This is a genomic window from Amycolatopsis sp. lyj-108 (genome assembly GCF_046549005.1).
Classification (GTDB): Bacteria; Actinomycetota; Actinomycetes; order Mycobacteriales; family Pseudonocardiaceae; genus Amycolatopsis.
In genome coordinates this window covers 168056-194305 of sequence record NZ_JAJPWQ010000004.1, presented here as the reverse complement: position 1 = coordinate 194305, position 26250 = coordinate 168056, and the positions used below count along the sequence as shown (strand labels likewise).

Annotated in this window: 26 protein-coding genes; 15 read left to right on the top strand and 11 right to left on the bottom strand. The window is 70.1% G+C overall.

Annotated features, from left to right (window positions below; all coding sequences use genetic code 11):
- Positions 1 to 97: 97 nt before the first annotated feature.
- Positions 98 to 1003, top strand: a complete 906-nt coding sequence (locus tag ACLJO0_RS16905) for a glycoside hydrolase family 6 protein (protein WP_410579464.1) — start codon at positions 98 to 100, stop codon at positions 1001 to 1003.
- Between the two features lie 11 nt (positions 1004 to 1014).
- On the opposite strand, the gene ACLJO0_RS16900 is transcribed toward ACLJO0_RS16905, so the two are convergent.
- Both ACLJO0_RS16900 and ACLJO0_RS16895 read right to left on the bottom strand, forming a co-directional pair.
- A complete protein-coding gene (locus ACLJO0_RS16900; protein ID WP_410579463.1) occupies positions 1015 to 2652 on the bottom strand; it encodes a hypothetical protein in 1638 nt (545 codons plus the stop codon).
- Between the two features lie 99 nt (positions 2653 to 2751).
- The gene (locus ACLJO0_RS16895; protein ID WP_410579462.1) at positions 2752 to 3531 is read right to left on the bottom strand and encodes an SDR family NAD(P)-dependent oxidoreductase; all 780 of its coding nucleotides are present in this window, start codon (positions 3529 to 3531) and stop codon (positions 2752 to 2754) included.
- 85 nt (positions 3532 to 3616) lie between these two features.
- On the opposite strand from ACLJO0_RS16895, the gene ACLJO0_RS16890 reads away from it, so the two are divergent.
- Entirely contained in the window at positions 3617 to 4468 is an 852-nt protein-coding gene (locus ACLJO0_RS16890; RefSeq protein ID WP_410579461.1) for a helix-turn-helix transcriptional regulator, read from the top strand.
- Here the strand turns inward: ACLJO0_RS16890 and ACLJO0_RS16885 are convergent.
- Complete coding sequence (locus ACLJO0_RS16885) at positions 4427 to 5650, bottom strand: helix-turn-helix domain-containing protein (RefSeq protein ID WP_410579460.1); 1224 nt, start codon at positions 5648 to 5650, stop codon at positions 4427 to 4429. The two genes, ACLJO0_RS16890 and ACLJO0_RS16885, sit on opposite strands and share 42 nt — an antisense overlap.
- A gap of 111 nt (positions 5651 to 5761) precedes the next feature.
- On the opposite strand from ACLJO0_RS16885, the gene ACLJO0_RS16880 reads away from it, so the two are divergent.
- Positions 5762 to 6634 carry an SGNH/GDSL hydrolase family protein gene (locus tag ACLJO0_RS16880; protein WP_410579459.1) on the top strand — a complete coding sequence of 291 codons (873 nt, stop codon included), beginning with the start codon at positions 5762 to 5764 and terminating at the stop codon, positions 6632 to 6634.
- Between the two features lie 91 nt (positions 6635 to 6725).
- Here ACLJO0_RS16880 and ACLJO0_RS16875 read toward each other — a convergent pair whose 3' ends face one another.
- Positions 6726 to 7907 carry a S8 family peptidase gene (locus ACLJO0_RS16875; RefSeq protein WP_410579458.1) on the bottom strand — a complete coding sequence of 394 codons (1182 nt, stop codon included), beginning with the start codon at positions 7905 to 7907 and terminating at the stop codon, positions 6726 to 6728.
- A 266-nt stretch (positions 7908 to 8173) separates the two neighbouring features.
- Between ACLJO0_RS16875 and ACLJO0_RS16870 the strand changes: the two genes are divergently transcribed.
- Both ACLJO0_RS16870 and ACLJO0_RS16865 read left to right on the top strand, forming a co-directional pair.
- Positions 8174 to 8977 carry a pentapeptide repeat-containing protein gene (locus ACLJO0_RS16870; protein ID WP_410579457.1) on the top strand — a complete coding sequence of 268 codons (804 nt, stop codon included), beginning with the start codon at positions 8174 to 8176 and terminating at the stop codon, positions 8975 to 8977.
- Between the two features lie 109 nt (positions 8978 to 9086).
- Complete coding sequence (locus ACLJO0_RS16865; protein ID WP_410579456.1) at positions 9087 to 10040, top strand: helix-turn-helix transcriptional regulator; 954 nt, start codon at positions 9087 to 9089, stop codon at positions 10038 to 10040.
- On the opposite strand, the gene ACLJO0_RS16860 is transcribed toward ACLJO0_RS16865, so the two are convergent.
- Positions 10019 to 10957 (bottom strand): AraC family transcriptional regulator, encoded by a 939-nt coding sequence (locus ACLJO0_RS16860; RefSeq protein ID WP_410579455.1) that lies wholly within the window; start codon positions 10955 to 10957, stop codon positions 10019 to 10021. The two genes, ACLJO0_RS16865 and ACLJO0_RS16860, sit on opposite strands and share 22 nt — an antisense overlap.
- Before the next feature lie 81 nt (positions 10958 to 11038).
- Between ACLJO0_RS16860 and ACLJO0_RS16855 the strand changes: the two genes are divergently transcribed.
- On the top strand, positions 11039 to 11866 hold the full coding sequence (locus tag ACLJO0_RS16855) for an NmrA family transcriptional regulator (RefSeq protein ID WP_410579454.1): 828 nt from the start codon (positions 11039 to 11041) through the stop codon (positions 11864 to 11866).
- A gap of 32 nt (positions 11867 to 11898) precedes the next feature.
- On the top strand, positions 11899 to 12390 hold the full coding sequence (locus ACLJO0_RS16850) for a DUF1772 domain-containing protein (protein WP_410579453.1): 492 nt from the start codon (positions 11899 to 11901) through the stop codon (positions 12388 to 12390).
- Positions 12391 to 12603: 213 nt separating this feature from the next.
- On the opposite strand, the gene ACLJO0_RS16845 is transcribed toward ACLJO0_RS16850, so the two are convergent.
- The 3 genes from ACLJO0_RS16845 to ACLJO0_RS16835 form a co-directional block, all read right to left on the bottom strand.
- A complete protein-coding gene (locus ACLJO0_RS16845; protein WP_410579452.1) occupies positions 12604 to 13377 on the bottom strand; it encodes an alpha/beta fold hydrolase in 774 nt (257 codons plus the stop codon).
- 74 nt (positions 13378 to 13451) lie between these two features.
- Positions 13452 to 14678 carry an RNA polymerase sigma factor gene (locus ACLJO0_RS16840; RefSeq protein WP_410579451.1) on the bottom strand — a complete coding sequence of 409 codons (1227 nt, stop codon included), beginning with the start codon at positions 14676 to 14678 and terminating at the stop codon, positions 13452 to 13454.
- Entirely contained in the window at positions 14675 to 15808 is a 1134-nt protein-coding gene (locus ACLJO0_RS16835) for a glycosyltransferase (protein ID WP_410579450.1), read from the bottom strand. Before ACLJO0_RS16835 ends, ACLJO0_RS16840 begins: the two co-directional genes overlap by 4 nt.
- An 84-nt stretch (positions 15809 to 15892) precedes the next feature.
- Here ACLJO0_RS16835 and ACLJO0_RS16830 point away from each other — a divergent pair, with 84 nt between their 5' ends.
- From ACLJO0_RS16830 to ACLJO0_RS16810, 5 genes are read left to right on the top strand one after another with little or no spacing between them, the layout of a single operon-like run.
- The gene (locus ACLJO0_RS16830) at positions 15893 to 16930 is read left to right on the top strand and encodes a hypothetical protein (RefSeq protein WP_410579449.1); all 1038 of its coding nucleotides are present in this window, start codon (positions 15893 to 15895) and stop codon (positions 16928 to 16930) included.
- A 36-nt stretch (positions 16931 to 16966) separates the two neighbouring features.
- Positions 16967 to 17254: a hypothetical protein gene (locus ACLJO0_RS16825; RefSeq protein WP_410579448.1), complete on the top strand. Its 288-nt coding sequence runs from the start codon at positions 16967 to 16969 to the stop codon at positions 17252 to 17254.
- Complete coding sequence (locus ACLJO0_RS16820) at positions 17251 to 18648, top strand: WXG100 family type VII secretion target (protein ID WP_410579447.1); 1398 nt, start codon at positions 17251 to 17253, stop codon at positions 18646 to 18648. The genes ACLJO0_RS16825 and ACLJO0_RS16820 overlap by 4 nt, the downstream gene beginning before the upstream one ends.
- Entirely contained in the window at positions 18632 to 19189 is a 558-nt protein-coding gene (locus ACLJO0_RS16815) for a hypothetical protein (RefSeq protein ID WP_410579446.1), read from the top strand. The genes ACLJO0_RS16820 and ACLJO0_RS16815 overlap by 17 nt, the downstream gene beginning before the upstream one ends.
- A 40-nt stretch (positions 19190 to 19229) precedes the next feature.
- Entirely contained in the window at positions 19230 to 19439 is a 210-nt protein-coding gene (locus ACLJO0_RS16810) for a hypothetical protein (protein WP_410579445.1), read from the top strand.
- 44 nt (positions 19440 to 19483) lie between these two features.
- Here the strand turns inward: ACLJO0_RS16810 and ACLJO0_RS16805 are convergent, their stop codons facing one another.
- Positions 19484 to 20278 carry a TetR/AcrR family transcriptional regulator gene (locus tag ACLJO0_RS16805; RefSeq protein WP_410579444.1) on the bottom strand — a complete coding sequence of 265 codons (795 nt, stop codon included), beginning with the start codon at positions 20276 to 20278 and terminating at the stop codon, positions 19484 to 19486.
- A 68-nt stretch (positions 20279 to 20346) separates the two neighbouring features.
- Here ACLJO0_RS16805 and ACLJO0_RS16800 point away from each other — a divergent pair, with 68 nt between their 5' ends.
- Both ACLJO0_RS16800 and ACLJO0_RS16795 read left to right on the top strand, forming a co-directional pair.
- Positions 20347 to 23064, top strand: a complete 2718-nt coding sequence (locus ACLJO0_RS16800) for a DEAD/DEAH box helicase (RefSeq protein ID WP_410579443.1) — start codon at positions 20347 to 20349, stop codon at positions 23062 to 23064.
- Positions 23061 to 24221 carry an SWIM zinc finger family protein gene (locus ACLJO0_RS16795; RefSeq protein ID WP_410579442.1) on the top strand — a complete coding sequence of 387 codons (1161 nt, stop codon included), beginning with the start codon at positions 23061 to 23063 and terminating at the stop codon, positions 24219 to 24221. The genes ACLJO0_RS16800 and ACLJO0_RS16795 overlap by 4 nt, the downstream gene beginning before the upstream one ends.
- On the opposite strand, the gene ACLJO0_RS16790 is transcribed toward ACLJO0_RS16795, so the two are convergent.
- Positions 24158 to 24805 carry a DUF4865 family protein gene (locus ACLJO0_RS16790; RefSeq protein WP_410579441.1) on the bottom strand — a complete coding sequence of 216 codons (648 nt, stop codon included), beginning with the start codon at positions 24803 to 24805 and terminating at the stop codon, positions 24158 to 24160. The two genes, ACLJO0_RS16795 and ACLJO0_RS16790, sit on opposite strands and share 64 nt — an antisense overlap.
- Before the next feature lie 31 nt (positions 24806 to 24836).
- Between ACLJO0_RS16790 and ACLJO0_RS16785 the strand changes: the two genes are divergently transcribed.
- The gene (locus tag ACLJO0_RS16785) at positions 24837 to 25586 is read left to right on the top strand and encodes a nucleotidyltransferase domain-containing protein (protein ID WP_410579440.1); all 750 of its coding nucleotides are present in this window, start codon (positions 24837 to 24839) and stop codon (positions 25584 to 25586) included.
- Here the strand turns inward: ACLJO0_RS16785 and ACLJO0_RS16780 are convergent.
- Positions 25573 to 26004, bottom strand: coding sequence for a hypothetical protein (locus ACLJO0_RS16780; protein ID WP_410579439.1), 432 nt, complete (start codon positions 26002 to 26004; stop codon positions 25573 to 25575). The genes ACLJO0_RS16785 and ACLJO0_RS16780 overlap by 14 nt on opposite strands.
- Between the last annotated feature and the right edge of the window lie 246 nt (positions 26005 to 26250).

Below are 26250 nucleotides of genomic sequence, written 5' to 3'. Positions count from 1 at the left end.
AGTTTCGCGCATGGCGATCGCGAAACTAGTTACGCGTATCGCGTAAACGGGCAAAACGGACTAGCGATCCCGTGAATACGAGCGAAAGATGAGGATGATGAGGAGGGACAACGTCGGCGGGTGCCGCGGCCGTCAGTTGGCGCTCATCGTCCTGCTCGCCCTTGTCCCGGCGTGCGGGCCGGAGGGGGATGCGATCGATCCGCCCGTCGTCGCGGCGCCGTTTCCCTTGCTCGGGTCTGCGAGCGACTTCTACGTCGACGAGGACAACCCGGCCGCTGTCTGGGCGCGCTCGGCGCCGCCCGGTCCCGAAGCCGACGTCATTCGCGACCAGATCGCCTCACGTCCGGCCGCTCAGGTCGTTCGCGCACCAGGCCAGGTGAAACAGACCGTCGCCCGGGCTGCCGGCACCAACACGATGCCGATCCTCCTGGTCGACCCGAAGCAGGCGGAAGCGTGCGGGACGGGCCACCGCGCGTGGCTCGACGGGATCGCGGCCGCTATCGGGGAGGCGCCCGCCTTGGTGGTGGTCCGAGTGGACGAGGGGTGTTCGACCGCGGCCGCGAAGATCCTCGGCGCGCTCGCTCGGACCATCGTCCTTCTCGATGTCTCCGACTCGTCCTCCGCGGCGGTCGCCTCGGAGAAGATCGCCTCGGCGGGGCGAGACGTGGACGGATTCGCGGTCAACGTTCGCGGCTACGCCGACGAGACCACCGCGAACGCGAACGCGAGCGCCATCCGCCACCACCTACTGGCCGCCACAGGCAGGAACGACTACCTCATGGTGGCCGACAGCAGCCGCGGCGGAGCACCGACCTCCGGGGACTGCAATCCGGCCGACGCCCGTGTGGGACAGAACCAGGTCCTGAGGCCCGAGCGCGACAAGCTGCACCTGCTCTGGCTCACCACTCCAGGCGTTTCCGACGGACCGTGCGGAGAGGCTCCCGCCAGTCGTGCCGGCGAGTTCGTCCCGGCACTCGCCCACGCGCTCGCGAAGCGCCCCTGATCTCGGCCGGGTCAGGGAAGGACTTTGCCGAGCTTGTCCAGGCCCTCGGTGATTCCATCTTCGACGCGCCGGTACGTGTCGGCTCCGGTGACCAGGCTGTCCGCGATACCGCCCACCGTTTCCACGCCCACCGTCAGCCGATCGCCGGCCGCGGTGAGGTGCTTGGTCATCGTGTCGCTGAAGGTGGCCGCGGCGGGAACGTCGCCGAGCAGACGTGACACCACTTGCAGCCGCGACACGGCGCCGGCCGCGCCGCTCAAGGTGGACGTCGCCCCGTCCAGGACACCCGCGGCGCCGACCAGCGAGTCGGGGTCGGTTTCGTACCCGGCGTCACCGGGGGAGAGCGCGCCGTCCGGGTCGAGGCCCAGCTCGTCCAGGGAGATCCTCGTCAGCTCGGGCTCGTCCCACTTCTCGCCCGGGTTCTTCTGGTAGCCGTAGGCGCCGGATTCGTGTGCCAGCACGATCTCACCGTCGATCTCGACGGCTTCCTCGACACCGTGCGAGTCATAGCCGTCGTCGTTGCCCGGCTCGCCGCCCTTCAGCTCGAGCTCTTCGCGATCGTTGAAGTCGTACCACTCCGGCGTCCGGTCCTGCCGGTAGAACTTGCCGCTGTGCCCGTCGGAGGAGGAGAAGATGAACTCGTCGTCGCGCACCACGACACCCTGGACGTTGTTCGGTGTCTCGATCGGCTCTCCGGCCTTGTCCGGCTCGGGTGAGCCGTTCTTGCCGACGGGGATTTCGTAGAGCCTGTTGTTCTTGTAGTCGCCCACGAAAAGCTTGCCTTGGGCGTAGGTGACATAGCTGTGTGCGGGCGTCGGAACCACGTCGATGGCGTTGACCGGTTTGCCGCTGTCCTGCGCGGCGTCGAGTTCGGCCTTGTCGTAGACGTACACGTGTTCGTTGGACGACACCCAGACGTGTTCGCCGTCCGTCGCGACGCCGCCGGTGTGCGTGGGCGCGCCTACCTCTCCGTTGCCGTCGAGATAGACGTTCCCCGCTTCCTGGCCCGTCTCGTAGTCGACGTAGGTCAACCTGCTCGGTGTCAGCCCCGGACCGAGCGGGGTGTCGCCGGACCCGTCTCCGTCGCCGTCGTGATACGAGCCGACGAGCAGGTTCTTGCCGTCGTAGGCCAATCCCTGGGAGGTCCACGGCTGCCCGGGGTTGACGCCGCTGATGTCGGCATTGCCGTCGCTGTCCCAGCCGTCGCCTGTCGTGGCCGCCAGCGCGTTCAGCTTGCCTTCGTAGGTCTGCTGCGCGGCGGTCAGAGCGTGAACGGTCTTCATCGCGATCTCCGGTGCTTCGAGGAGATCGCTCAGGCCGAGCTTCCGCCACGGCGCGATGGCCGTCTCCGCCGAGTTTCGCAGCGCGGAGTACGCCTGCGCGGCGCCTTTGACAGCCGCCTCCGCGGTGCTGAGCTGGGCGTACACCTCGGCGAGGTTTCGCGAGGACTCCTTCGCCTTGCCGACGAACTCCGCCGACGCCGTACCGCGCCAGGACCGCGCCGCTCGCAGAGCGCCGTCGGAGATCCCGTTCGCGACGGTCTGCAGCGACTTCTTCGCGTCGGCGATGGTGGCGCCGACCTCGGCGATGCCTGCCGCGTCGCCCGAGGTGAGCTTGGCGTAGAGCGGTTCGGGATCCAGGAACGGCATCGGCTTCTCCTCGGGCAACCCCTGGTCAGGGTGGGTCGTGCGCGTTCAGACGCCGCCAGGCGGACACCGGTTCCCGCGCATCACCCACCCCGCCACCGCTCAGGACAGCATGCCGCCGTCCACCCGCAGGACCGTGCCGGTCACGTAGGAGGCGCGGTCACTCAGCAGCCACGCCGCGGCCTGGGCGATCTCCTCGGGTTCGGCCACCCGGCCCAGCGGAGTGCTCGCGTTGAGCCGGTCGAGGATGCCCGGCGAGCTCTCGACCCACTCGTTGAACATCTCGGTCATCGTCGTGCCGGGTGCGACGGCGTTGATCCGGATCCCCTCCGGGCCGTAGGTGGCGGCCGCCGAGGCGGTGAGGCTGTTGACGCCGCGTTTCATCGCGCCGTACGCGGGGAGCTCCGGGTTGGCCATGAGGCTGCCGACACTGGTGTTGTTGACGATGGCCCCGGTCTTCGCGGTGGCACGGATCGCCTCGATCTCGGCGGCCATCGCCAGCCACGGGCCCTTGAGGTTGACCGCGTAGATGCGGTCGAAGTCGGCTTCGGTGACCTGGTCCATCGGGCCGGGTGGCACGTTCGTCGCGCCGTTGTTGAAGGCGACGTCGAGCTTGCCGTGCAGTTCCACGGCGCGGTCGACGGCCGCGCGGACGCTGGAGGCGTCGCCGAGGTCGCACACCACGTGGTCCGCGACGCCGCCCTCCGCGCGGATCTCCTCGGCTACGGCCTTGAGCTGGGACTCCGTGCGGGCGGCGAGCACGACCCGCGCGCCCTCCCTGGCGAACAGCCGTGCGGCGGCGGCGCCGATACCGCGGCCGGCACCGGTGAGGAAGGCGACCTTGCCGTCCAGCAGGCCCGAAAAAGTTGTCGTCGTGGTCATGGCACCGAGACTTCACCCGCTCTCGACGGCTATCCAGGCATCGGCGGTACCTGGCTCGCGTACCGGCATCGTCCACACTGGAGTGGTGGACAGAGGACAACTGGCGGACTTCCTGCGCAGCAGGCGCGAGCGGATCGCCCCCGCCGACGTCGGCCTTCCCGCCGGGCCGCGCCGCCGCACGCCGGGCCTGCGTCGCGAGGAGGTGGCGCAGCTGGCGTTCATCTCGACCGAGTACTACACGCGGCTGGAGCAGGCCCGCGGTCCCCGGCCGTCTCGTGAGGTGCTGGCCGGGCTGACCAGGGCGCTACGGCTGTCGGACGCGGAACGCGATCACCTGCACCACCTGGCAGGCGCGCCGCCGGGGCCACCGCCCGGCCCGTCCAGGGAGGTCCGGCCGAGCATTCTCGCGCTGTTGCAGCGTCTTCCGCAGGCGGCGGCGATCGTGCTCTCGGCGACCTACGACGTGCTCGCCTGGAACGATCTCGCCGCGGCCCTGATGGAGGACTTCTCCGCCCTGCCACGGCGTGACCGCAACCTTCTGCGCCGCGCGTTCCTAGGGCCCCGGCCGGAAGGGAGACGGCTTTACGGGGTGTCCGACGCCGACGAGTTCTCGGCGAGCGCGGTCCGGAACCTCCGGGCCACCGCCGGCCGCTACCCCGACGATCCCGAGGTCACCGCGCTGATCCGGGAACTCCTCGACGGCAGCGAGGAATTCGCCCGGTTGTGGGCCGCGCACGACGTCTGTGCCGTGCCGACCCTGTGCAAGACCTTCCGGCATCCGGTGGTGGGCCCGGTCAGCGTGAACTGCGACGTCCTCGACATCAGCGACCGCGATCAGCAGGTCCTGATCTACACCGCCGACCCCGGTACGCCGTCGGAGAACGCGTTGCGGCTGCTATCGGTCGTCGGGACGCAGCGGATGGACGCCCCGCTCTGAGCGCTTTGTAGGTTCCCTCGATACCAGTGGATCGATCCTCAGTGCGATCGCCAGCGCGAACCGGCCCGCCGGATCGTCGATCGTGCCGCCGAACAGCGTCCGCAACTGCCGGATGCGATACCGGACGGTCTGGACGTGGACGTGCAGTTCGACACCGATCGCCTGGGGCTGGTCCGGCCGCGCGAGCCACGCCGCGAGGGTCGCGGTGAGCCGTTGCCTCGCCGGTTCGGGCAGACCGGCCAGCGGGGCGAGGACCTCCTTCGAGAATTCGGCGGCGAGTTCGGGATCGGCGGTCAGCAGCAGGTCGATGCGGTGATCGGTGGTGTGGACGAGGGGGTCGCCGCCGAGGGCGCCGGTGCGGGTCAGCCGCCACAACGCGCTCGCCCGGCGGGCGCTGAGCGCGGCCGAGTGGAGCGGCACGACCGGCCCCACCCCGGCCTGGTCTTCGCCGAGCAGGTCCCGCAACCGGCCGAGATACCACTCGAGCCGGTCGGCGGGCATGACCACGGCGGTCAGGTCGTGGTGACGGCCGATCAGCACCCGTCCCGGCATCCGGTCCAGCAGTTGCGGGGCGGCATCAGCGCTGGTGACGGCGACGACGAGACGGCTGGGCAGTATCCACGCGGCCTGGCTCGCGGCGTCGTCGAGCACCTCCCTGGCGGCGGCCGGTTCGGCGAGGAGGAGACCGAGGAGCCGGTCCCGACGCGCCTGCCCGGCCCGCGCCGCCTGTGACCGCGCTTCGGCGTACCCGTCGGCGGCCGCGGCCGAGAGTTCCGCGATGAAGGCGAAAAGCGCCTCGCCGAGTTCGACGATCGCCTGGGTCGGCAGGTCCACGGCCGGTGCCGCCGAGGTGAGCTGCCGCCAGACCCCCAGCGCCGCCGACTGGTAGAAGCCGAGCATCTCCTCGAGGCTGCGGCCGGCGGTGTGCTGGGCCCGGCCCTGCGCCCGGTAGACCTGGCGGTCGGTGGTGATGTCGGGATGGCCGATCTCGCTGAAGAAGGCGTGCAGGGCGACGTCGAGGGTGACTTGGAGGTTCGCCGCCGTCCGGTCGTCCAGCGGGGTGCGCAGCCCGGCGCGGACCTGATCCATCGCGGCGGACGCGATCGCGGCGGTGTCCGGCTCCAGCCGGGTCAGCACCGAAGCGTCCAGCCTGCGCCATGGCTGTGCCGACGCCTTCGTCATAGAGGGAACCTACAAAACTCCGATCAGGAACGCGCGCCTCCGTTCTAGTGGTCTTCCTCTGTTCAGCGGACGCTGACCAGCAGCATTCGACGACGCATGCAGGAGGCGGCAGTGACACGTACGCGCTGGGGAAGACTCGCCCGGATCGCCGCGGTGGCGGGCACCGCACTGACCCTCGTCGGAATCGGGACACCGGCACTCGCCGCGGCGGAACGCCAGGTGTACGTCGCGATGGGCGACTCGTTCTCGGCGGGCTCCGTGGTCCTGCCACAGTCCGATCTGCTCACCTGCGCCCGGTCCGCGATCAACTACGCCGGTCTGCTGGCGAAGCAGATCGACGTCGACGAACTCCGTGACGTCACCTGCGGCGCCGCGACCACGACCCATTTCACCAACCCGCAGAAGGGCATCATCTCCGGCACCAACCCGCCGCAGTACGACGCGCTCTCGGCCGACACGACACTGGTGACCGTCGGGATCGGCGGCAACGACATCGGGCTGGTCGGGCTCGCGACGTCGTGCGTGAACCTGCTTCCCGTGGGCGCCTCGTGCAAGGCCGCCAACACCACGGGCGGGGTGGACAAGTACGCGACCAAGATCGACGCCTTCGCCGCGACCTACGGCACGGTCATCGAGCAGATCCGCCAGCGCGCGCCGCGGGCCGAGATCGTCATGGTCGGCTACCCGACCGGGATCAAATCCGGCGGCTGCTGGCCGCTGGTCCCGGTCCTGCCGCAGGACGCCGACTACATCCAGGCCAACATCGACCGGCTCAACGCGCGGATGGCCGAGCAGTCCGCCGCGCACGGCGCGAAGTACGTCGACATCCGGACGCCGAGCATCGGTCACGACGCGTGCCAGCCGATCGGCGTCAAATGGATCGAAGGGCTCATCCCTTCGGTGGTGAACAACAGCTTCGCCCCGCTGCACCCGAACGCCGCCGGACTCGCGGCCGTGGTGCCGAGCATTCGCAAGGTGCTGTAGCCGCCGCCGACGCTAGGAAAGGACCTTTCCTTGCAAATTTTGCAAGGAAAGGTCCTTTCCTAGCGCTCCGGGGGGGGGGGGGGGAGGGTGATCAGGCGGTCGGCGCCCAGTACAGGAGCCGGTTCGGGGAACCGGAGCCCGGGTTGGTCACCTTGCCGGGAGTCGCCGCGTTGATCAGCGCGGTGGCCACCTGCGCGGGGGTGGCGGTCTTGTTGTTCTGCAGGAAGCGGGCCGCGACGCCGACCACGTGCGGGGTCGCCATCGAAGTGCCGCTGATCGTGCTGGTCGCGGTGTCGCTGGTGTGCCACGACGACGTGATGCCGGTACCCGGCGCGAAGATGTCCACCAGGCTGCCGTAGTTGGAGGAGTTGGCGCGCGCGTCGGTGTTGGTCGCCGAGCCGACGGTGATCGCCTGGGTCACGCGGGCGGGGGAGAAGCCCGAGGCGTCCGAGTTGGAATTCCCGGCGGCCACGCCGTAGGTGACGCCCGCGGCGATCGACCGGCGGACGGCGTCGTCGAGGGTGGTGGAGGCGCCGCCGCCGAGGCTCATGTTGGCCGCGGCGGGTTTGACGTGGTTCTTGGTGACCCAGTCGATGCCCGCGATGACGCCGGCGGTGGTGCCGCTGCCGGAGTTGTTGAGCACGCGGACGCCGTAGACCCTGGCGGCCTTGGCGATGCCGTACTGCGAACCGGCGATGGTGCCGGCGACGTGGGTGCCGTGACCGTTGCCGTCCTGCGCGACGGCGTCGTTGTCGACGAAGTCGTAGCCGTTGCGGGCGCGGCCGCCGAAGGTCTGGTGGCTGATCCGCACGCCGGTGTCGATGACGTAGACGTTCACGCCCGCGCCGGTGCTGGTGTAGCTGTATTTTTTGTCGAGGGGGAGGTTGCGCTGGTCGACGCGGTCGAGTCCCCAGGACGGCGGGTTGGTCTGGGTCGCGTCCGCGCGGACGACCTGGTTCTGCTCGACGGACGCCACCGAGGGGTCGGCGGCGAGCCGCTTGGCCTGCCGCTCCGACAGCGTCGCGGAGAAACCGTTGAGCGAGCTGCTGTAGACCTGCTCCACCTTCGCGCCGAAGCGGTTCGCCAGCGCGCCCACGACGCCGGTGTCCTTGAGGGTGACGATGTAGCTGTTCGGGATCGCTTCGGCGGATCCGGCGGCGAGGATCTGTCCTTCGGCGGCTTGCGCGGGAGCGGCGGTCACGCTGATCGCCACCGCGACCGCGCTCGCCATTCCGGCACGGGACAGCCAACGCGCTTGTCTCGTCTCTCGCATGTTCGTCCTGTCGTTCGCAGGGGACCGGCCGGTCAAGACCACAGCGGCGGAAACGGTCCAGCTCGACCGCATGGGACGGCACCTGCCGAAGCCCACGAAAATCGAGGTTATTGAGCGCTTGACAGGCCCGATATCGACTGAACGGGGCAGCACCCCACCTTCGTCTGGCGGCCATTTGCGGCGGGTGCCCTGCACGGAAAGTGCATCTCGGCCCCGCCGTACCCTGGGATGGAACACCCTGCCGAGCATCTGGAGTCCGAACCACCGTGCCAGCCCTTTCCAGCCTGCGAGCCGACTGCGAGAACTGCTTCGGCCTGTGCTGTGTCGTCCCGGCCTTCGCGGCGTCGGCCGACTTCGCGATCACCAAACCGGCGGGACAGGCGTGCCCGAACCTGCGTGAGGATTCCCGGTGCGGCATCCACGACAAGCTCCGCAAGAAGGGCTTCACCGGCTGTACGGTCTACGACTGCTTCGGCGCGGGCCAGAAGGTCTCCCAGGTCACCTTCGACGGCGAGGACTGGCGGAAAGCGCCGAAGACGGCGAGGACGATGTTCGCGGTCTTCCCGGTCGTGCGGGATCTGCAGGAACTGCTCTACTACCTCACCGAGGCGGCCTCCCTGCCGACGTCCGCGCCGATCCGTGACGACCTGGCCGAGATGATCGACCGGACGGAGCGGATGACGCTGGAGACGCCCGGGGTGCTGCGGACACTGGACGTCCAGACGCATCGGGGCGCGGTGAACGGACTGCTGGTGCGCGCGAGCGAACTCGCCCGCGCCGAGGCGCCGGGCAAGAAGAAGGACCGGCGCGGTGCCGACCTCATCGGTGCGAAGCTCAAGGGCGCGAACCTGCGTGGCGCGCTGCTGCGCGGCGCGTACCTGATCGGCGCGGACCTGCGGGGAGCCGATCTCCGGCAGGCCGACGTCACCGGGGCGGACCTGCGCGACGCCGACATCCGCGGCGCGGACTTCCGCGACACCCTCTTCCTCATCCAGTCCCAACTGGACGCGGCGAAGGGCGACTCAACGACGAAGCTGCCGGAGTCGCTCTTCCACCCCGCGCACTGGTGACCTCGCGTTTCGTCATCTGGATGCGACGCGAACTACCGCATCCAGATGACGAAACGCGAAGGGGACAAAGTGCGCATCGGGTGAGCGGTTTGCCTGCGAGACTGGGCCCATGCGTGCCGATCGCCTGGTGGCCACCCTCCTGCTGATGCAGGCCCGTGGCCGCGTCACGGCTTCCGAACTGGCGGACGAGCTCGAAATCTCGGTCGCCACCGCCCGGCGTGACCTCGAAGCGCTGTCCGCGGCGGGCGTGCCGGTGTATCCGCAACCCGGCCGGGGCGGCGGCTGGTCGCTGATCGGCGGCGCGCGGACCGACCTCAGTGGACTGTCCGCGTCGGAGGCGCAGGCGTTGTTCCTGCTCGCCGGTCCGGCCGCGTCGATCTCGCCCGAGGTCAAATCCGCGCTGCGGAAGCTGGTCCGGGCCCTGCCCGACACTTTCCGCGCCGACGCGCAGGCCGCCGCGGACGCGGTCGTCATCGACCCGTCTCGGTGGGGTGAGCGCGAGAAGGAACGGCCCGAACTGCTCACCGTGCTGCAGGCCGGGATCGTCCGGCGCCGCAAAGTCCGGTTCGGCTACGCGAAAAAAGGTGCGGAACCGGTCGAGCGGGTCGTCGATCCGTGGGGGCTCGTGGACAAGGACGACATCTGGTACCTCATCGCCGGCACCGAGAAGGGCCAGCGCACCTTCCGCGTCGACCGCATCTCCGCCGCCGAGGTCAGCGATCTGCCTGCCGGGCGCCCGGACGACTTCGAACTTTCCCGCGCATGGGAGCAAATCGTCGACCGGGTCGAGCAACGGCGTTCGGGGCTGGACGCGACCGTGCTCATCGCCGAGCGGCATCTGCCGATCCTCCAGGACCACTTCGGACGGCAGGCCCGCGTCGAGGAGACGCTCGACGACGGGCGCGTGCGGGTGACGGTGTCGGCGCCGGTGGCGTGGATGATCGCCCAGCAGCTCGCGGGCTGGGGCTCGATGATCGAAGTGCTGGGCCCGCCGTCGGTCCAGGAGGAACTCGCTCGGATCGGCGCGGAACTGGTCGAGCGCTACGCCGCCCCGGTGCGGTAACCCTGCGGGCTGACACCGTGTTCGCGTTTGAACGCGGCGCTGAGCGCGAACGAACTGCCATAGCCGACCTGCCGGGCTACCGCGCCGATCGTGACGTCGGGGTGCTGGCGCAGGAGATCCGCGGCGAGCGCGATCCGCCAGCTCGCGAGGTAGGTCATCGGCGGTTCGCCCACGGCGGCGGTGAACCGGCGGGCGAACGCGGCCCGGGAGACTCCGGTGTCGGCGGCGAGACTCGCCACGGTCCACGGCTCGGAAGGCTTGTGCTGCAACAGTTTCAGCGCCCGCCCGACGACGGGATCGCTGTGCGCGCGATACCAGGCGGGCGCTGCGGCGCCGGGCCGGTCGAACCAGGTCCGCAGCGCGGCGACCAGGAGCAGGTCGAGCACCCGGTCCAGGACGGCTTCCTGACCGGGCGTGTCCTTGACGATCTCCCCGGCGAGCAGCGGCACGAGCGGGTTGTCCCACTCCTCGTCCCGCACGACCAGCAAGGACGGCAGCGCGTTGAGGAGCCGTTTGCTGATCTCGCCTTCCAGCGGATAAGTGCCGGTGAGCAGCACGACAGGACCGTCCGGGTCGCTGCCCCAGGTGCGGACGCCGAGATCGGACAGCCCGGTGAGGTGCTGTCCGTCCGGGGTCAGGCATTCCTGCCCCGGCAGGATCATCGCCTGCGGCAGCGTCGCCGGGTCGTCCGCGACGAGATACGGGTCCGGGCCACGGGCGATGGCGACGTCGCCGGTGCCGAGGCGGACGGCGTCGCCGTGATCGGGAACGACCCAGGAGTCGCCGCGAACCTGCGCCATCACCGTCAGCGGCGCCTCGTCCTCGACGCGCAGCGACCACGGCGGGGTCATGACCGACTTCAGCAGGAAAGCGCCGCGGGCACGAGGTCCGTCGAGCAGACCAGCGAGGGGATCCATGCCGAGAAGTGTAGACGATGAAACATGGAAGAGAGCCTTTGAACTATGTTCCGTCTCATCCTGAGCCGCTTGACTAAGGGCATGACAGAGACGAAGAACAACGAGACGGTCCTGGTCCTCGGCGCTACCGGCAAGACCGGGAGCCGCGTCGCGCAGCAGCTGACCGAGCGGGGGATCGAGGTCCGGAAGGCCTCGCGGCCGACCTTCGACTGGGATGACCGATCGACCTGGACCGCGGCGGTCACCGGAATCGGCGCGGCCTACCTCACCTACTACCCCGACCTCGCCTTCCCCGGTGCCGCCGAGGCGATCCGCGACTTCTCGAAGCTGGCCGTGGACCACGGCGTCCGGCGGCTGGTCCTGCTGTCCGGCCGTGGCGAAGAGGAAGCCGTGGTCAGCGAACAGGGTGTGCGCGACTCCGGTGCCGAGTGGACGGTCGTGCGGTCCAGCTGGTTCGCACAGAACTTCAGCGAGCACTTCCTGCTGGAACCGGTGCTCGCCGGCGAGATCGTGCTCCCCGCGGGCCAGGTGACCGAACCGTTCATCGACGTCGAGGACATCGTCGACGTCGTCGTGGCGGCGCTGACCACCGACGGGCACAGCGGCCGGGTGTACGAGCTGACCGGGCCCCGGTTGCTCGGTTTCGCGGACGCGGCGGCGGAAATCGGCAAGGCTTCGGGGCGAGAGGTCCAGTACATTCCGGTTTCCGCCGCGGAGTTCGCCGCGGGAGCGGCCGAACAGGGCGTGCCGGAGGAGGAGATCGGAGGCCTGACCGACCTGTTCACCCGAGTCCTCGACGGCCGCAACGAGTCACTCACCGGTGACGTCGAGAAGGTGCTGGGCAGGCCCGCGAGGGACTTCTCCGACTACGCCGCGAAAGCCGCGGCCACCGGGATCTGGAATCGATGAGACGAGCGGGAATCGGAAGGGAGGCGACAGGAATGGCGACGCTGAGCGAGATCGTCCTGATCGCGGCCGTCATCACGGCGGGGTTGATCGCGGGTTTGTTCTACGCCTACACGTGCTCGGTGATGCCGGGGCTGGCGCGGGCCGACGCCCGGACGTACGTGACCGGGATGCGGGAGATCAACGTCGCGATCCTCAACGGCTGGTTCGCGCTGAGTTTCGGCGGCGCGCCGCTGCTCGCCGCGGTGGCGGCGGCGCTGCACTTCCGGTCGGAACTGCGGTCCGCGCTGCCATGGATCATCGCGGGATTCGTCCTGCTGCTGGTGATGCTGATCGTGACCATGGCGGTCAACGTGCCGCTGAACAACGCGCTCGAAGCCGGTTTCGACGGCGACAACACCGACTTCGAGGCGTTGCGGGCCAAGTTCGAGGGTGTCTGGGAACGCTGGAACCTGGTCCGGACCTTGGCCGCGATCGGTGGCTTCGGTGCTCTGGTCGGCGGGCTTATCGTGCACGTCCGCGCCTGATCCGCCTCGCGGCGCGCTATGAACGGTCCTTTACTTGCAAAATTTGCAAGTAAAGGACCGTTCATAGCAGCGTTTCGGCCCGGGTGTCGGGGTCCTGGAGGGGACGCGGTGGGCCAGAGTGGTCGTAAGTGGCAAACCGCGGTCACTCACTACCCGGCCACGTATCCGGCACCCTTATGTGAAGGGGTCCTTCGCAGCGCAGCAGGGCCGCCCTCAGACGCCGAGGACGTGCCGGAGCAGCGGAGCGAACGCGGCGGCCTCGGCGGCGAAACCACCGTGGTCACCGGGGAAGTAGGCCGGTTCCACCCCGAGACGGCCGGCGGCGAGCACCGCGGCCTCGTGTGCGGGCTGCCCGGCGGATTCCTTGCCGACACCGACGACGATCCGGGTCCCCGACGCCTTCAGCGCCGCGTAGTCCGGCGTGAAGTCGCCGATCATCTTCATCAGGTGCACGACGAAGAACTCCATGTTCTTCCGCATCTCCGGCGGGAGAACCTCTCCGTCGGCCTCGAACCCGGCATCGGCCATGAACTTCCCCATCGCTGCCTCGATGCCGTGCTCGCGGTGGATGCGCAGCAGCTCGTCGGTGGTGACGCCGGGCTGCTCGTCCAGCAGTCCCGTGAGCGGCGGTTCGTGCGCCACGAGCGTACGCACCCGACCTGGATGGCGGGTGACGAGTTCGAACGCCTGCATGCAACCGCCGCTGGACGCGAAGATCGCCGCGGGTTCCTCGCTCACGCTGTCGAGCAGGCGCAGCGCGTCGTCGGCGTGGACCTCGATCCGCTGCTCCTCGCCGGGATCGTCGAGGATGCTGCGGGAGATCCCGCGCGGGTCGTAGGTGATCACCGTGTAGTGCTCGGCGAGCAGGACGGCGATCGGCGCGAACATGGCGGAATCCGCGGCACCACCGGGAATGCACAGCAGCGCGGGGCCGCTGCCGGTGACGGTGTGGTGGAGCCGGGCGCCGGGGACGTCGAGAACGGCCATGAGGTGGCCCCTTCCTCTTTCGGGACTTGTCACCCCACCGACGAATGGCGTCGCCGGGGACAGACAACCCGGAGTCAGGAGATTTCGGCGAGTTTCCCCGAGAGATAGGCGCGCTCGGCGTCGGTGGCGGCGAGCGCGAGCGCCTCGCGGTAGGCGACGGCGGCCTCCCCGAACCGGTCCAGACGCCGGAGGAGATCCGCGCGGGTCGCGGGAAGCAGGTGGTAACCAGGGAGACTGCCGGTGAGCTTCTCGACCAGTTCGAGGCCGGCCTCCGGACCTTCGGCCATCGCGACGGCCACCGCCCGGTTGAGCTCGACGACCGGCGAGGGCACGAAACGCGTCAGTTCCCGGTAGAGGCCCGCGATCTGCGCCCAGTCGGTGTCGGAGGCGCGGGCCGCCGTCGCGTGACAGGCGGCGATGGCGGCCTGGATCTGGTACTGCCCCGGGATGCTGCGGCGGAGCGCGGTTTCCAGCAGTTCGGTGCCCTCGGCGATCTCGGCGGAGTTCCAGCGGCCGCGGTCCTGGTCTTCGAGCGAGACGAGAGTGCCTGCACTGTCGACCCGCGTGGCCCGGCGGGCATCGTGCAGGAGCAGCAAGGCCAGCAGGCCGAGGACCTCCGGCTCGCCGGGCATCAGACCGGCGAGGAGCCGCGCGAGCCGAATCGCCTCCGCGGACAGGTCGGGCCGCAGCAGATCGGTGCCGGCGCTGGCCGAGTAGCCCTCGTTGAACAGCAGGTACAGCATCCCCAGCACCGCGGCCGTGCGTTCGGGCAGCAGTTCCGCGGGCGGGACCCGGTACGGGATGCCCGCGGTGCGGATCTTCCGTTTCACCCGGACCAGGCGCTGCGACATCGTCGCCTCGGACACGAGGAAGGCGCGGGCGATCTCGGCGGTGCTGAGCCCGGCCAGGGTCCGCAACGCGAGCGCGACCTGGCCCTCCATCGGCAGCGCCGGGTGGCAGCAGGTGAAGATCAGCCGGAGCCTGTCGTCGTGGACGCCGCTCTCGTCCCATTCCGGCTCCGGGGGCGCGTTCAGTTCGGCGGCTTCCCGCAGTTTCTCCACGCCGACCGCCTCTCGCCGGATCCGGTCGGTGGCTCGGTTACGCGCCGCCGTGGTGAGCCAGGCGCCGGGTTTCGCCGGGACACCGTCGCGGGGCCAGGTGCGCAACGCGAGCGCGAACGCCTCCTGGACACATTCCTCGGCCAGATCCCAGTCGCCGGTGACCCGGATCAGGGTGGCGATCACCTGCCCCGACTCATCACGGAACGCCCGGGTGATCGCGGCGCCGAGGTCGGTGGTCACCGGAGCAGCCCTTCCAGCAGCGGAACGACCTTCTCCGGCGGCGGGTACGCGGTCACCTCGTCCCGCAACCGCGCGGCCGTGTCCCGATAGGACGGCTCCCGCAGCACCGTGGTCACGGCGTCGCGGATGTCCTCCGGCGTCGCGGCGATGACGTCGAGGACCGTGCCGAGCCCGAGTTCGGCGACACGGTCGGCGTTGTGGGGCTGGTCGGCGCCCATCGGCAGCACCACCATCGGGAGCCCGTGGGCGATCGCGCCCAGCAGGCTGCCCGAGCCGCCGTGGGTGAGCGCCGCGTCGCAGTACGGGAGGACGTCGTCCTGCGGCAGGTACTTCGCGAGGTGGATGTGCTCCGGCTGGCGGCCGAACTCGGCGGGGTCGATGAGGTTCCCGACGGTCACCACACACGTCGCCTCGACCTCCCGCAGCCCGGCCAGCGCCCGGGCGAACAGGTCGCCGGATTCGGTGTTGAAGATCGTGCCGAGGGTGAAGTAGAGCGCCGGGCGGCCCCCGACGTGCCAGTCCGGCGCCGGACCACGACCGGGTACGGGACTGTGGAAGGGCTGTGCGGTCGGCGGGAGCGGGAACCGGGGATCGCGGAAGCTCGCGGGGAACGGTGAGAGCACGAGATGGCGATAGGCCATTTCGAGGTTCCGCTGCGGGGAAAGCCCGTGGGCGGCCCGGACCTCGTTGAGCGCGTCGTCGACCAGGTCGGGGCGGATGAGGACGCCCGCCGCCATGACCAGGACGGTCGCGTGCGGGAGACCGAGCTTCTCGGCGGCGATCATCGCACCGTGATCGGCTTCGTCGCAGACGAGCAGATCCGGTGCCCAGTCCGCGCAGAGCGCCAGGACGTCGGCCGCACGCAGGGGTGCGGCGCGGCGGACGAAACCGTCGCGCAGGTCGGCGTCCTCACGGTCCCTGTCGACGGGGAGCAACGGGCGACGGGAGCCGTCGCTGCCGAAGTCCGGGCCCGACGGGAACGCGGTGAAACCGGCCGCCTCGACGATCGGGACCATCAAAGGCTCGCCGGTGAACACGATTGTGTGGCCCGCGTCGGCGAGCGCGCGGGCGATCGGCAGGAGCGGCCGGAAGTGACCGTTGCCGCCCACGAAGGTGAACAGGACACGCATGCGGTCGACCCTAATCGGCGGGACCAACGGTTTTCCCGGCGTTGCCTCGCTTCCCGCCCGGCGGGGCAGCGCTACCCTGCTGCGGTGATCGATACGGACGCCGACGAGGTCCGGCTGTGCGCGCTGGAAGGCTGCGAGAACCCTCTGCCCCCGCCCGCGGTGGACGCCGAAGGGAAACGCAAGGGCGGCAGGCCCTCCGCCTACTGCAGTAAGACGCACGCCGACGCCGCGTCGCGCGCCCGGCGGGCGGCCGCGGTGGCGAGCGTGGCCGACCCGCTGCTCGAGGTCCGCCGGATCGCCGACGAGTTCACCCCTGCCGCGGCGTCGCTCGTGGAACTGCTGGACGCGATGCGCTCGCGGTTCGACAACGCCGCCGAGGCGGCCCTGGGGCGGGTCACCGAAGCCGAAACCGACGCGGCCACGGCCCGCCGCGAGGCCGAAGACGCGCAGCAGGCGGCGGCGAAGGCCGACACGGCGCGCGCGACCGCGCTGGCCGCGTCCCGGGACGACAAGATGGCGAAGGCCAAAGCGGAACGCGCCGCCGAACAGGCCCTGAAGGACGCGGAGGAGACCCGCCAGCGTTCGTGGACCGAGGTCGCCGCCCACGAACGTGCCCGGGGCGCCGCGGAAGCCGCGACCGTGGCGGCCGAACGCGCCCGCGACGCGCTGGTCTCCGATCTCCGGACGCTGCGCGAGGACTTCACGGCCGTGCGGGCGGAGAAAACCCGGCTGACAGCCGAGCTCGGCGAGCGGGACACGGCGCTGGCGCGGGCGGTGGCCGAACTCGAATCCTTGCTGGACCGGCTCGACGAGGCGAAGGCCAGGGCGACGGTGTCCGAAAAGGACTGTGCCGCCGCACGCGAGGAATCCGCCGCTCTGCGTGGAGATCTGGACCGCGTCCGCGCCGAGCTCGCTCAGGAGCACACGGCCCGCAGCCTCGCCGAAGCCCGGGCGGCGGCGCTGGCCGAGGAACTGGAGCGCGCACAGGCCCGTGCCGCCGCGGATCAGACGCGGTACGACGACGTCGTCCGTCAGCTGGCCGAGCTCGCCCGGCCTCCGGTCGTCGAAGAAGCGGCCGCTCCTTCGCGCGAATCGCCTGTGGAGGCGTCCGAGCTCAAGTAGAGTCCGCTACCTATCCAGGGTTGGGGGCCACGGGCTGTGAGCGGATACGAGGTCGAGATCGGTCAGCTGCGGACTGCGGCCAAGGCAGCGGGATCCGCCGCGGACCAGGCCAGAGCCGTGGAACCGGGCAGCGGCCTGGACGCGATCGCGACGGCATTGCCAGGGGGCGAGGCCGCGAAGAACGCGCCCACGCTGGCGTCGACGTTCACCGACCGCGCGAAGGGATGGGCCGGCGAGATCGACCGCTGGAGCGAATCGATCACGACGGCCGCGAACACGTACTCCGAGAACGAGAAGTCCGCGGAGGAGGCTTTCGGGGGATGACGGTCGGCTACGACGACGTCCGCAAATGGGACGCAGATGCGCTCGAGGCGACGGCCACCAACCTGAGTGGGCGGCGGGACAAACTCATCGGCCTGCAGGACGAACTCGACGACGCCAGGAAACTACCCGATTGGCACGGCCCCGCCGGTGAACGCGCACGCGGTTCGCTGGGCGATACGCGGAACAAGGCCGAGATCCTGATCGCTGGACTGTCCGCCGTCGAAAACGCCCTGCAGACCGCGTCGGACGAGGTGTCCGCGCTCAAGACCAGGGTCGCCAACAACGACTCCCTCGCCGGCACCTACCAGTTCCGCATCGCCGCCGACGGCGCGATCGTGGACGACAAACCCGCCGACCCGCCGCCGAAGTCCCGGTTCGAGGCCGAAGAGTACGCCGAGGCCCGACGGCACCGCGAAACCATCAAGAAGCAGCTGGAGCAGGAAACCAAGGCGATCCTCACGGCGGCGAACAACATCGACGCCGCCCTCGCCAGGGTGATGCGGCTCGCGCAGGACGGCGAGATCAGCGACCACGGAGCGACGACCCTGGCCGGCGCAAAAAAGGGCGGGGAGATCGACGCCAAAGTGGTCGAGATGGAGCAGTCCCTGCGCGAAGCAGGTCTGCTGAGCGGGCCGCCCGCGTCCGGCCACTACCGGCAGTGGCTCGAGAACGCCGTACGCCGGGGCGTCTCGATCGACACCATCAAGAAGATCGCCGACGAGCACGACATCACGCCCGAGGACTTCAAGGTCCTCGACGGCATGGAAGAGATCCGCGAGGACGAGGACGGCGACGGGACCTTCAAGTCGTACTTCCTGATGCCGACCGACATCTCCGGGGACGACGCCGCCAAGGCGGTGCGGATGACCTACATCATGAACGCGGGCACCGACTACGGCACCGAAGGCGAGAAGACCGACTTCGCGCCGACCCCGTATGGATCCGAGGAACTGCGGCGGATCACCGACCGGCAACGGGAGAACTCCTGGAGCTACGACGACGTGGGCTTCGTGCACGGCAACGGCGGACGGCTGGCGACCACCCCGAACGGCATGATGATGGGCCTCGGCGGGAACCTCATCCAGGACCAGTTCAGTCAGCAAGGCGGAACCGCCTGGGGCGACACGTTCATGCTGAACATCGACGACCCGAAGGATCCGGCGCAGCAACTCCGAGAGGTCGCGAAGTCGGGCCACGCCTGGTACGAGGGCGACAACGGCGCGTCCCAGGGTTCGCTCGACTTGGACCGGTTGCTGCACCACGAGGAGCGCCACTCCCAGCAATGGGCGCGCGAAGGCTATGCCGGCTTCCTCGCCTCCTACGCGTGGGAGAAGGTCACCGGTGGCAACGAAACCGAGGAAGACGCGGGACTCACCGATGGCGGATATCACTAGGGGTTCGCGCGTCGCCTGCGCCGCCATGCTCATGCTGGCGGTGACCGCGGCGTGCGACACCAAGGCACAGTTCGCGCCGTCACTGCCGCCGGAGGCCGGGCTCCGCGTCGACGACGGTGTCCTGAAACTGTGGACGGGCACCCCGTGTGAGGGTGTCACCGGCCTGAGGCTGACGTTCGACTCCGGCACCCAGGCGAGCACGGAACAGATGTGGGCCGCGCCGCGGCCGGGAGTGCGGGTCGAGCACCTGGACCTGCTGAAAGCCGCCGGGGAATCTGTCCCGGACACCGGTGGCCCGCTCCAGGTGCGGACGCCGCTGCCCGCGGGGTACGACTGGACCAAGGCGGGCTCGGTCAGCGTCGCCGTCGACGGCCCGAAAGCGAACGGCGCCAAGGCCGACGTCGCCCAGGTGCTGCGCGAGTCGGCCCAGCATCCGTCCGGGAGCTACCTGTTCGGCCGGAGCGGCTGGATGGACGCGGCCGACGTCCAACGTGAGAACGGAAAGTCGTTCCTGACCGTCTGCACTCCCGACCCGAAGTGACGTTGCGAACATGGGCACGCAGGAAAGTACATCGCGGACAGTGCTCCGACGCTTCGTGCTCGGCGCGTTCGCCTGCGTCGCCGCGGTGATCGTGCTGCTCGTCGGCCGTGCGGTGCTCAGCGCGACCGGCTTGGCCTCCGATCCGCATGGCTACGGGATGTTCGCGGGAATCCTGTTCACGGCGGTCCTGACCCCGGTCGCGCTGGGACTGTGGCTGCTGTACCGGTCGCTGCGACGACGTGGCAAGTGAGCTCGGCCCGGCAGGTCCGAGCCGAGGGAGTGACCTTCACGCGCTCAGGACGGCAGTTCGGTCCCTGAGGTGCCGGAGCCGCCGTTCACCAGCTGCTCGACCCCGTCCAAGATCCGCGCCAGCCCGAACCGGAAGGTGTGCAGCGGCGCGCTCGCCGCACCGTGTGTCTCCCCGGCCGCCTGCCCGATCCGCGCCGCGAGCGGGAACAGCCCGGCGTCGGCTTCGGGGATCTCCGCCAGTACGGGCGCGCTGGCCGTCCACCACTCCATGTCGGTCAGCCCGGATCGCCGTACGAGACTCGCCGATTCGACCGAGCCGCGCGCGATGCCCTGGACGAATCCGTTGACCATCGCCACCACGGCGTCCATCTCCAGGTCGGTGAGCCCGATCGCGTCGACGGCCTTCAGTTCGCGTTCGTGTTTGGCGAAGGTGTGCGGGCCGAGGGGGAGACGGCCGGTGGTGAGCTGGAGCATCCACGGATGCCGGTGGTACAGCTCCCAGGCGTCCTCGGCGAGGATCGTCATCGTGACCCGCCAGTCGTGGCTCTCCGGCGGATCGGTCAGTTCGCCGTGGACCCGGTCGATCATCAGGTCGAGCAGTTCGGCGCGGCCGGGGATGTAGGTGTAGATCGTCATGGGGGAGACGCCGAGCCTCTCCGCGCCCCGGCGTACCGAGAGCGCGGTGATGCCCTCGGTGTCGGCGAGTTCGATCGCGGTGGTGACGATCTCGTCGACGGTGAGCTTCGGTTTGGGGCCGCGACGGGGCTTCTCGCGCACACCCCAGAGCAGTTCGATGGTCCGCCGTGGATCGCCCGTGCCGGTGTGGTCCGCGTCTGTCATCACGTTCTCTCTACGGTGTACAGAGTTGTGTTATCCTGAACTGTACACCGTACAGAGATTGGGGTTGAGTGGCGTCTCACGACGGTTTCGGCAGTGTTGTTTTCGAACCGAAGAATCCCCCTCGGACCAGCGGATTCGTCTTCTGGAACGCCGATGGGAACATGTCGGGGGCAGGGGAGGTGACAGTCGCCCTCCCCGAGATCGTCACGGTGCCGTGCGTTCGGCTCCCGATGGCCGAGGCGCTCCCCGCGCTGCTGCGGCTTCGTGAGAGCGACGATCCCTCCGCGCGCTTTTGGAGCACAGCGGCCACGGCGGCGTTGAAGCTCGCCGAGGCAGGCAGGCTGCTTCCCGGGCTCACGGAGTCCGATGTGGACGCCTGGCGCGCGGGCCCGCTGGAACCCGCCGACGCCGCCTGGCTGCGCGAGCTGTCCGAAGCGATGCCGGCGCGGGCACGAGCGATCCCGGGCGAGGGAAATCTGCTCCCCGCGCGGTATCCGTTGCTGCGCGCGTTCCTCGACGCCGTGGCCGACACCCTTCCCCGCACGGCCGCGGCCGCGCAGGCGGCGGGCGTCAAGGCGTTCGCCGCCGCACCCTCGCACCGTCTCCCGCAGCTGCGGGACTGGGCGGCCGAGGTCGCGGCCGGGCTGGACTCCGGGGTCCGGGTCTCGGTGCGGATCGAGGCACCGGGCGACGACTTCACGACCGGCCGCTTCAGCGGGGTCGTCCAGGTGCACAGCCTCGCCGACCCCGGCGTCCTGATCGACGCCGCCGCGCTCTGGTCGGGTGACGACCGGTTCGGTCCGCGGGCGCGGATCGACGTCATGCTGACTCTGCGCCGCGCCGCGCAACTGTGGCCACCGCTGGAACCCCTGCTCGGCGCCGCGGTGCCCGATGAGGTCGTGCTCGGCGACACCGACATCACCGAACTGCTCACCACGGCCGCGCCCCTGCTGGCCACGGCGGGTATCGAGGTGCACTGGCCCGCCGGTCTCGTCCGCGATCTGAGCGCGAAGGCCGTCGTCGGCGGCGGTGCCGCGCCGCCGGACGACCTGCCGTCCTTCTTCGCCGGGGGAACGCTGCTGCAGTTCGACTGGCAGCTCGCGCTCGGTGGCGCGCTGCTCACCGCGGCCGAGATGGACGCGCTGGCCGAGGCACACCGTCCCGTCGTGCGGCTGCGTGATCAGTGGGTGCTGGTCGATCCGGCGCTGGCGGCGAAGGCACGGGAGCGTGCCCTGAAACCGCTGACACCGATCGACGCGCTCGGCGCCGCCTTGAGCGGGACGGCCGAGGTCGACGGTGAACGCGTGGACGTCCTCACCGACGGCTGGCTCGCCGCGTTGCGGGAGCGGCTGCTCGCGCCGCCCGAACCGCAGGCACCGCCGCGAGGCCTGGCCGCGACTTTGCGCGACTACCAGATGCGCGGCCTGCAGTGGCTCACCGCGATGACGTCGATCGGGCTCGGCGGCTGTCTCGCCGACGACATGGGGCTCGGCAAGACGATCACGCTGATCTCGCTCCACCTGCATCGCGCGGACGGCCCGACGCTGGTCGTCTGCCCGGCCTCGCTGCTGGGGAACTGGGAACGCGAGATCACCCGGTTCGCCCCCGGCGTCCCGGTGCGCCGGTTCCACGGCACCGAACGCTCGCTCGACGAACTCGGGAACGGCTTCGTGCTCACGACCTACGGCACCCTGCGCGTCGACCCGGAACCCCTTGGCGGTGTCCAGTGGGGATTGCTGGTCGCCGACGAGGCCCAGCACGTCAAGAATCACCGCTCCGGCACGGCGAAGGCGTTGCGGACGCTGACGTCGTCGGCGCGGGTGGCGCTGACGGGCACACCGGTGGAGAACAACCTCTCCGAACTGTGGGCGATCCTGGACTGGACGACGCCGGGGCTGCTCGGCACCATGGCCGATTTCCGCCGTGTGTGGGCGAAACCGGTCGAGTCCGGAAAGGACCCCGAGGCCGCGGAGCGGCTGTCCCGGCTGGTCCGCCCGTTCCTGTTGCGTCGCCGCAAATCCGATCCGGGGATCGCGCCGGAGCTGCCTGCCAAGACCGAGACCGACCGGCCGGTGACGCTCACGGCCGAGCAGGCGGCCCTGTACGAGGCGACGGTGCGCGAACTGATGGCCGACATCGCCGGCAGCGAGGGCATCGCGCGCCGCGGCCGGATCGTCAAGCTGCTCACCGGGCTCAAGCAGATCTGCAACCACCCCGCGCAGTACCTCAAGGAACCGTCCGACGCGGTGCTGGACGGCCGGTCGGGCAAGCTCGAACTGCTCGACGAACTGCTGGGCACGATCCTCGCCGAGGACGGCGCGGTGCTGGTGTTCACGCAGTACGTGGCGATGGCGCGGCTGCTGGAACGTCATCTCGCGCAGCGCGGGATCGGCACGCAGCTGCTGCACGGCGGCACACCGGTGCCCAAACGCGAGGATCTCGTGCGCCGGTTCCAGGCCGGTGAGGTGCCAGTGTTCCTGCTGTCGCTCAAGGCTGCGGGGACCGGGCTCAACCTCACCCGCGCCGATCACGTCGTGCACTACGACCGCTGGTGGAATCCCGCGGTGGAGGATCAGGCGACCGACCGCGCGTACCGGATCGGGCAGACCAGGCCGGTGCAGGTGCACCGGCTCATCGCCGAGGGCACGGTCGAGGACCGGATCGCGGCGATGCTGCGGGAGAAACGCGCGCTCGCCGACGCGGTGCTCGCCGGCGGCGAGGCCGCCCTGACCGAATTGACCGACGCGGAACTGGCCGATCTGGTCGAGTTGAGGAGTCGCCGATGAGTACGCCCGACGATCGCGTCCGCGGCTTCCCCGCCTTCGGGCGGCAGGGCGGCCACGGCCAGTTCGCCCGCTCGTGGTGGGGCCGCGCGTGGATCAACGCGATGGAGGACACCGCGCTGGACCTGCGGCAGCTCAAACAAGGTCGCAAGTACGCCGCGGGGGGCCGGGTCGGCCCGATCACGGTCAGCCCCGGCCGGATCGCCGCCGTGGTCGACGACCAGGAAGGCCAGTACCGCACCGAGGTCCGCCTCGCGGAACTGACCGAGGACGAATGGGACCGGTTCCTCGACCGGGTCGCCTCCCGTGCCGGGCATCTCGCCGCGCTGCTGGACCGGGACATGCCGCACGACCTCGTCGAGGCCGCCGACGACGCCGGGGTGCATCTCCTGCCCGGCATCGGCGACCTGGACCCGGACTGCGACTGCCCCGGCTGGGAGCTGCCGTGCCGCCATGCCGCGGCGCTGTCGTTCCAGGCATCGTGGCTGCTCGACGCGGATCCCTTCGTGCTGCTGCTGATGCGCGGCAAGGGGGAGCGGGAACTGCTCGACGAGCTCCAGCGGCGCAACGCTCCCCGGTTCGTGCGAACCGGGGACGACGGCGTCCCGGCCGAGCAGGCCTACGCCGACGAGCCGGGACCGTTGCCGGACCTCGCCGCGTTCGTTCCCGCCGGAGGCCCGACCGTGCCCGGCGCGCCCGATATCCCGTCGGAGACCTTCGCCTTGCTGGTCGCCAACGCGGGACAGGCGGCTGGTGCGCTGCTGACGTCACAGCCGAAGCTCACCCGCAAACAGGACGCCGTCCGCCTCGCCGCCACTCGTCCGGAGGTCGCCGACAGGCTGCGCCCGGCCGAGAACGGTGCGGACTTCGACCGCGCGGTGCTCGCCTGGCGGCACGGCGGCCGGGCCGGGCTCGAGGTGCTGGAGACCGCGTGGACACCGCCGTCGCAGGCGATGGGCCGCGCGCGGGCCGCGTTCACCGAGGTGGTGGACGATCCCGGCCAGGGCCTGGACGTCGAACGCAACCACTGCACCGTCCACGGGACCGGGGTGCAGGTGCGGCTGGGCAAGGACGGGCTCTGGTACCCGTACCGGGATCAGTGGCCCGCCGGGCCGCCCGAAGCCGATCCGGGCGCGTTGTTCGCCGCACTGCTCGGCTGATCCCACTGCCGTCCTCGCCGCAGCTCGGCCAGCTGCGGCGAGGACAGGTGGAGGATCCGGTACCGGACCTCGTCCGACTCCGGAGCCTCGCCGGCCCACAGGCTGTAGCGGACCACCTGCCAGGTTCGCGGATCGACGGCGAGCGCGCCCGAATGCGCGCCGTCCTGTCGTAGATGCTCGCGAAGCCCATCGAGAGCTTCGCCGAGGAAGGCGACCGGGTCGGTCTCCGCGGGGATCGTCACGACGTCCTTTCCCGCCGCGACCGGAGGAGTGCCGAACGCGGGCCCTTCCTCGAAGCCGAGCACGGTCCAGTGCTGCACGGCGGGACGCCCGAACGATTCGACGATGCCGCTGAACGGGCCGCCGAACAGGAACGCGTTCATCCCGGCCTCGTCGTGCCACAGGTAGAACGGCGAGTACTGGTTCAGCGTCGAGCCGTCGACGCCGCGTTCACGGATCCCGTAGACCTTCAGCCCGAGACCGCCGAAGTCGTCCAGCAGATGCCCGCGCGTGGCGACGCGCTCGTGGATGATGCCCATGTCGTAGTCGGCTGGGAGGGTGATTTCGTACTGCATCGCATGCATGCCGTACATACTAGTAGGTACAGGGAGATTGATGTTCGACGTCGAGGAACGCGCCCGAGTGCGTGACGAACTGATCGCCGCGGCCCACCGTGACGTGGACATCGTCGGCGCCGCGCTTGTCGGATCGACTGCTCGCGGCGTCGAGGACCGCTGGTCGGACCTCGATCTCGTCCTCCAGCTCACCGACGACGTGGACGAGCCCGCGGTCGTCGCGCGGTGGACTCGATTGCTCGACGACAGGTTCGGGGTCGCCGACACTCTCGACGTGATCTCGCGCGAGGGCGTGCGCTATCGGGTGTTCCTGCTCGACTCGTCGCTCCAGGTGGACCTGTCGTTCTGGCCCCGCGATCAGTTCCGCGCCACGGAGGACGGCTTCCGGCTCGTCTTCGGCCGGGCCAACGACCCGACGAGCTCGTCAGGTCCCAGCAGTGCGCAGGCGATCGGTATGGCCTGGCTCTATGCGATCCACGCCCGCTCGGCGATCGCCCGCGGGCGATCATGGCAGGCCGTCATGATGCTCGACGAGCTTCGCGACCAGATCATCACCTTGCTGTGCCTGCGGTACGGCTTGACTCCCTGGCATGGCCGGGAGGTCGACCGCTTGCCCGCTCACGCGCTGGAGGCGTTGAGTGCCGGCCGGGCGACGTCGGTCGGCTTGACGGAACTCGAACGGTCTCGGCAGGTCCTGGTTCGGCACTATCTGACCGTCGTCGAACATCACGATGCCGCGCGTGCGGTCGCCCTTCGTCGCGCGCTCGAAGAGCCCGTCACCTCTTGCTGAGCCGGATGATCCCCTCGCCACCCTGCACCGCGACGACGGCGATCACCTGCCGGTTGATCTGATGGACCATCCCCGGGGGTCCGGACACCGCCCCGCCCATCCCGCCGGAGGCGGGGGCTAGACCCACCTTTCCGGCCTGGACCGCGACCGAAAGCGGACCGGCGCCGCCGTCGTTGGGGATCTGGTCACCGGTCCGCACCAGGACCTCGCACTCCCCGTCGGAGCAGGCCTTCAGATCCCGCCCGTCCGCTGCGACGAACGGCGTGCCGGACGGAGCCGCCGCCTCCATCACCGGCCCGCTCCCGGCGGGAGGATTCGAACTCGCCGCGGCGAAGATCGGCGTCGGCTCGGCCGTCGCGCAACCGGAGGCGAGCAGCACCACGGGGACCAGGAACAGGCATCTTCGGCGATCGACCATGACCTGCGAACGTAGCCGACGTGCGAGCGTATGGATGCACCCGAATTCCGCAATCCTGCGGCTGTTCGCAGTGCTCGGCGCCGGTCCGACCGGCGGAACCGACCGGACCGGCGCAGCACGTGGTCATGCGGGCACCGAGAGTCCGGAACCTCGGCGAGCAGTGAAGGCTCCGGCTGCGGTTGATGCCAGGCCGGTCCGTGAAGGCCCTTCCCTCGGCTCAGCCGAGGAAACTCGATCTTCACACCT

Coding starts and splice junctions, on each gene's coding strand:
- ACLJO0_RS16790 (WP_410579441.1), bottom strand. CDS start 24,805: ATGCATGCGATGCAGTACGAAATCACCCTCCCAGCCGACTACGACATG.
- ACLJO0_RS16900 (WP_410579463.1), bottom strand. CDS start 2,652: ATGCCGTTCCTGGATCCCGAACCGCTCTACGCCAAGCTCACCTCGGGC.
- ACLJO0_RS16875 (WP_410579458.1), bottom strand. CDS start 7,907: ATGCGAGAGACGAGACAAGCGCGTTGGCTGTCCCGTGCCGGAATGGCG.
- ACLJO0_RS16895 (WP_410579462.1), bottom strand. CDS start 3,531: ATGACCACGACGACAACTTTTTCGGGCCTGCTGGACGGCAAGGTCGCC.
- ACLJO0_RS16850 (WP_410579453.1), top strand. CDS start 11,899: ATGGCGACGCTGAGCGAGATCGTCCTGATCGCGGCCGTCATCACGGCG.
- ACLJO0_RS16780 (WP_410579439.1), bottom strand. CDS start 26,004: ATGGTCGATCGCCGAAGATGCCTGTTCCTGGTCCCCGTGGTGCTGCTC.
- ACLJO0_RS16815 (WP_410579446.1), top strand. CDS start 18,632: ATGGCGGATATCACTAGGGGTTCGCGCGTCGCCTGCGCCGCCATGCTC.
- ACLJO0_RS16905 (WP_410579464.1), top strand. CDS start 98: ATGAGGAGGGACAACGTCGGCGGGTGCCGCGGCCGTCAGTTGGCGCTC.
- ACLJO0_RS16820 (WP_410579447.1), top strand. CDS start 17,251: ATGACGGTCGGCTACGACGACGTCCGCAAATGGGACGCAGATGCGCTC.
- ACLJO0_RS16805 (WP_410579444.1), bottom strand. CDS start 20,278: ATGACAGACGCGGACCACACCGGCACGGGCGATCCACGGCGGACCATC.
- ACLJO0_RS16795 (WP_410579442.1), top strand. CDS start 23,061: ATGAGTACGCCCGACGATCGCGTCCGCGGCTTCCCCGCCTTCGGGCGG.
- ACLJO0_RS16845 (WP_410579452.1), bottom strand. CDS start 13,377: ATGGCCGTTCTCGACGTCCCCGGCGCCCGGCTCCACCACACCGTCACC.
- ACLJO0_RS16865 (WP_410579456.1), top strand. CDS start 9,087: ATGCGTGCCGATCGCCTGGTGGCCACCCTCCTGCTGATGCAGGCCCGT.
- ACLJO0_RS16785 (WP_410579440.1), top strand. CDS start 24,837: ATGTTCGACGTCGAGGAACGCGCCCGAGTGCGTGACGAACTGATCGCC.
- ACLJO0_RS16855 (WP_410579454.1), top strand. CDS start 11,039: ATGACAGAGACGAAGAACAACGAGACGGTCCTGGTCCTCGGCGCTACC.
- ACLJO0_RS16885 (WP_410579460.1), bottom strand. CDS start 5,650: ATGACGAAGGCGTCGGCACAGCCATGGCGCAGGCTGGACGCTTCGGTG.
- ACLJO0_RS16835 (WP_410579450.1), bottom strand. CDS start 15,808: ATGCGTGTCCTGTTCACCTTCGTGGGCGGCAACGGTCACTTCCGGCCG.
- ACLJO0_RS16860 (WP_410579455.1), bottom strand. CDS start 10,957: ATGGATCCCCTCGCTGGTCTGCTCGACGGACCTCGTGCCCGCGGCGCT.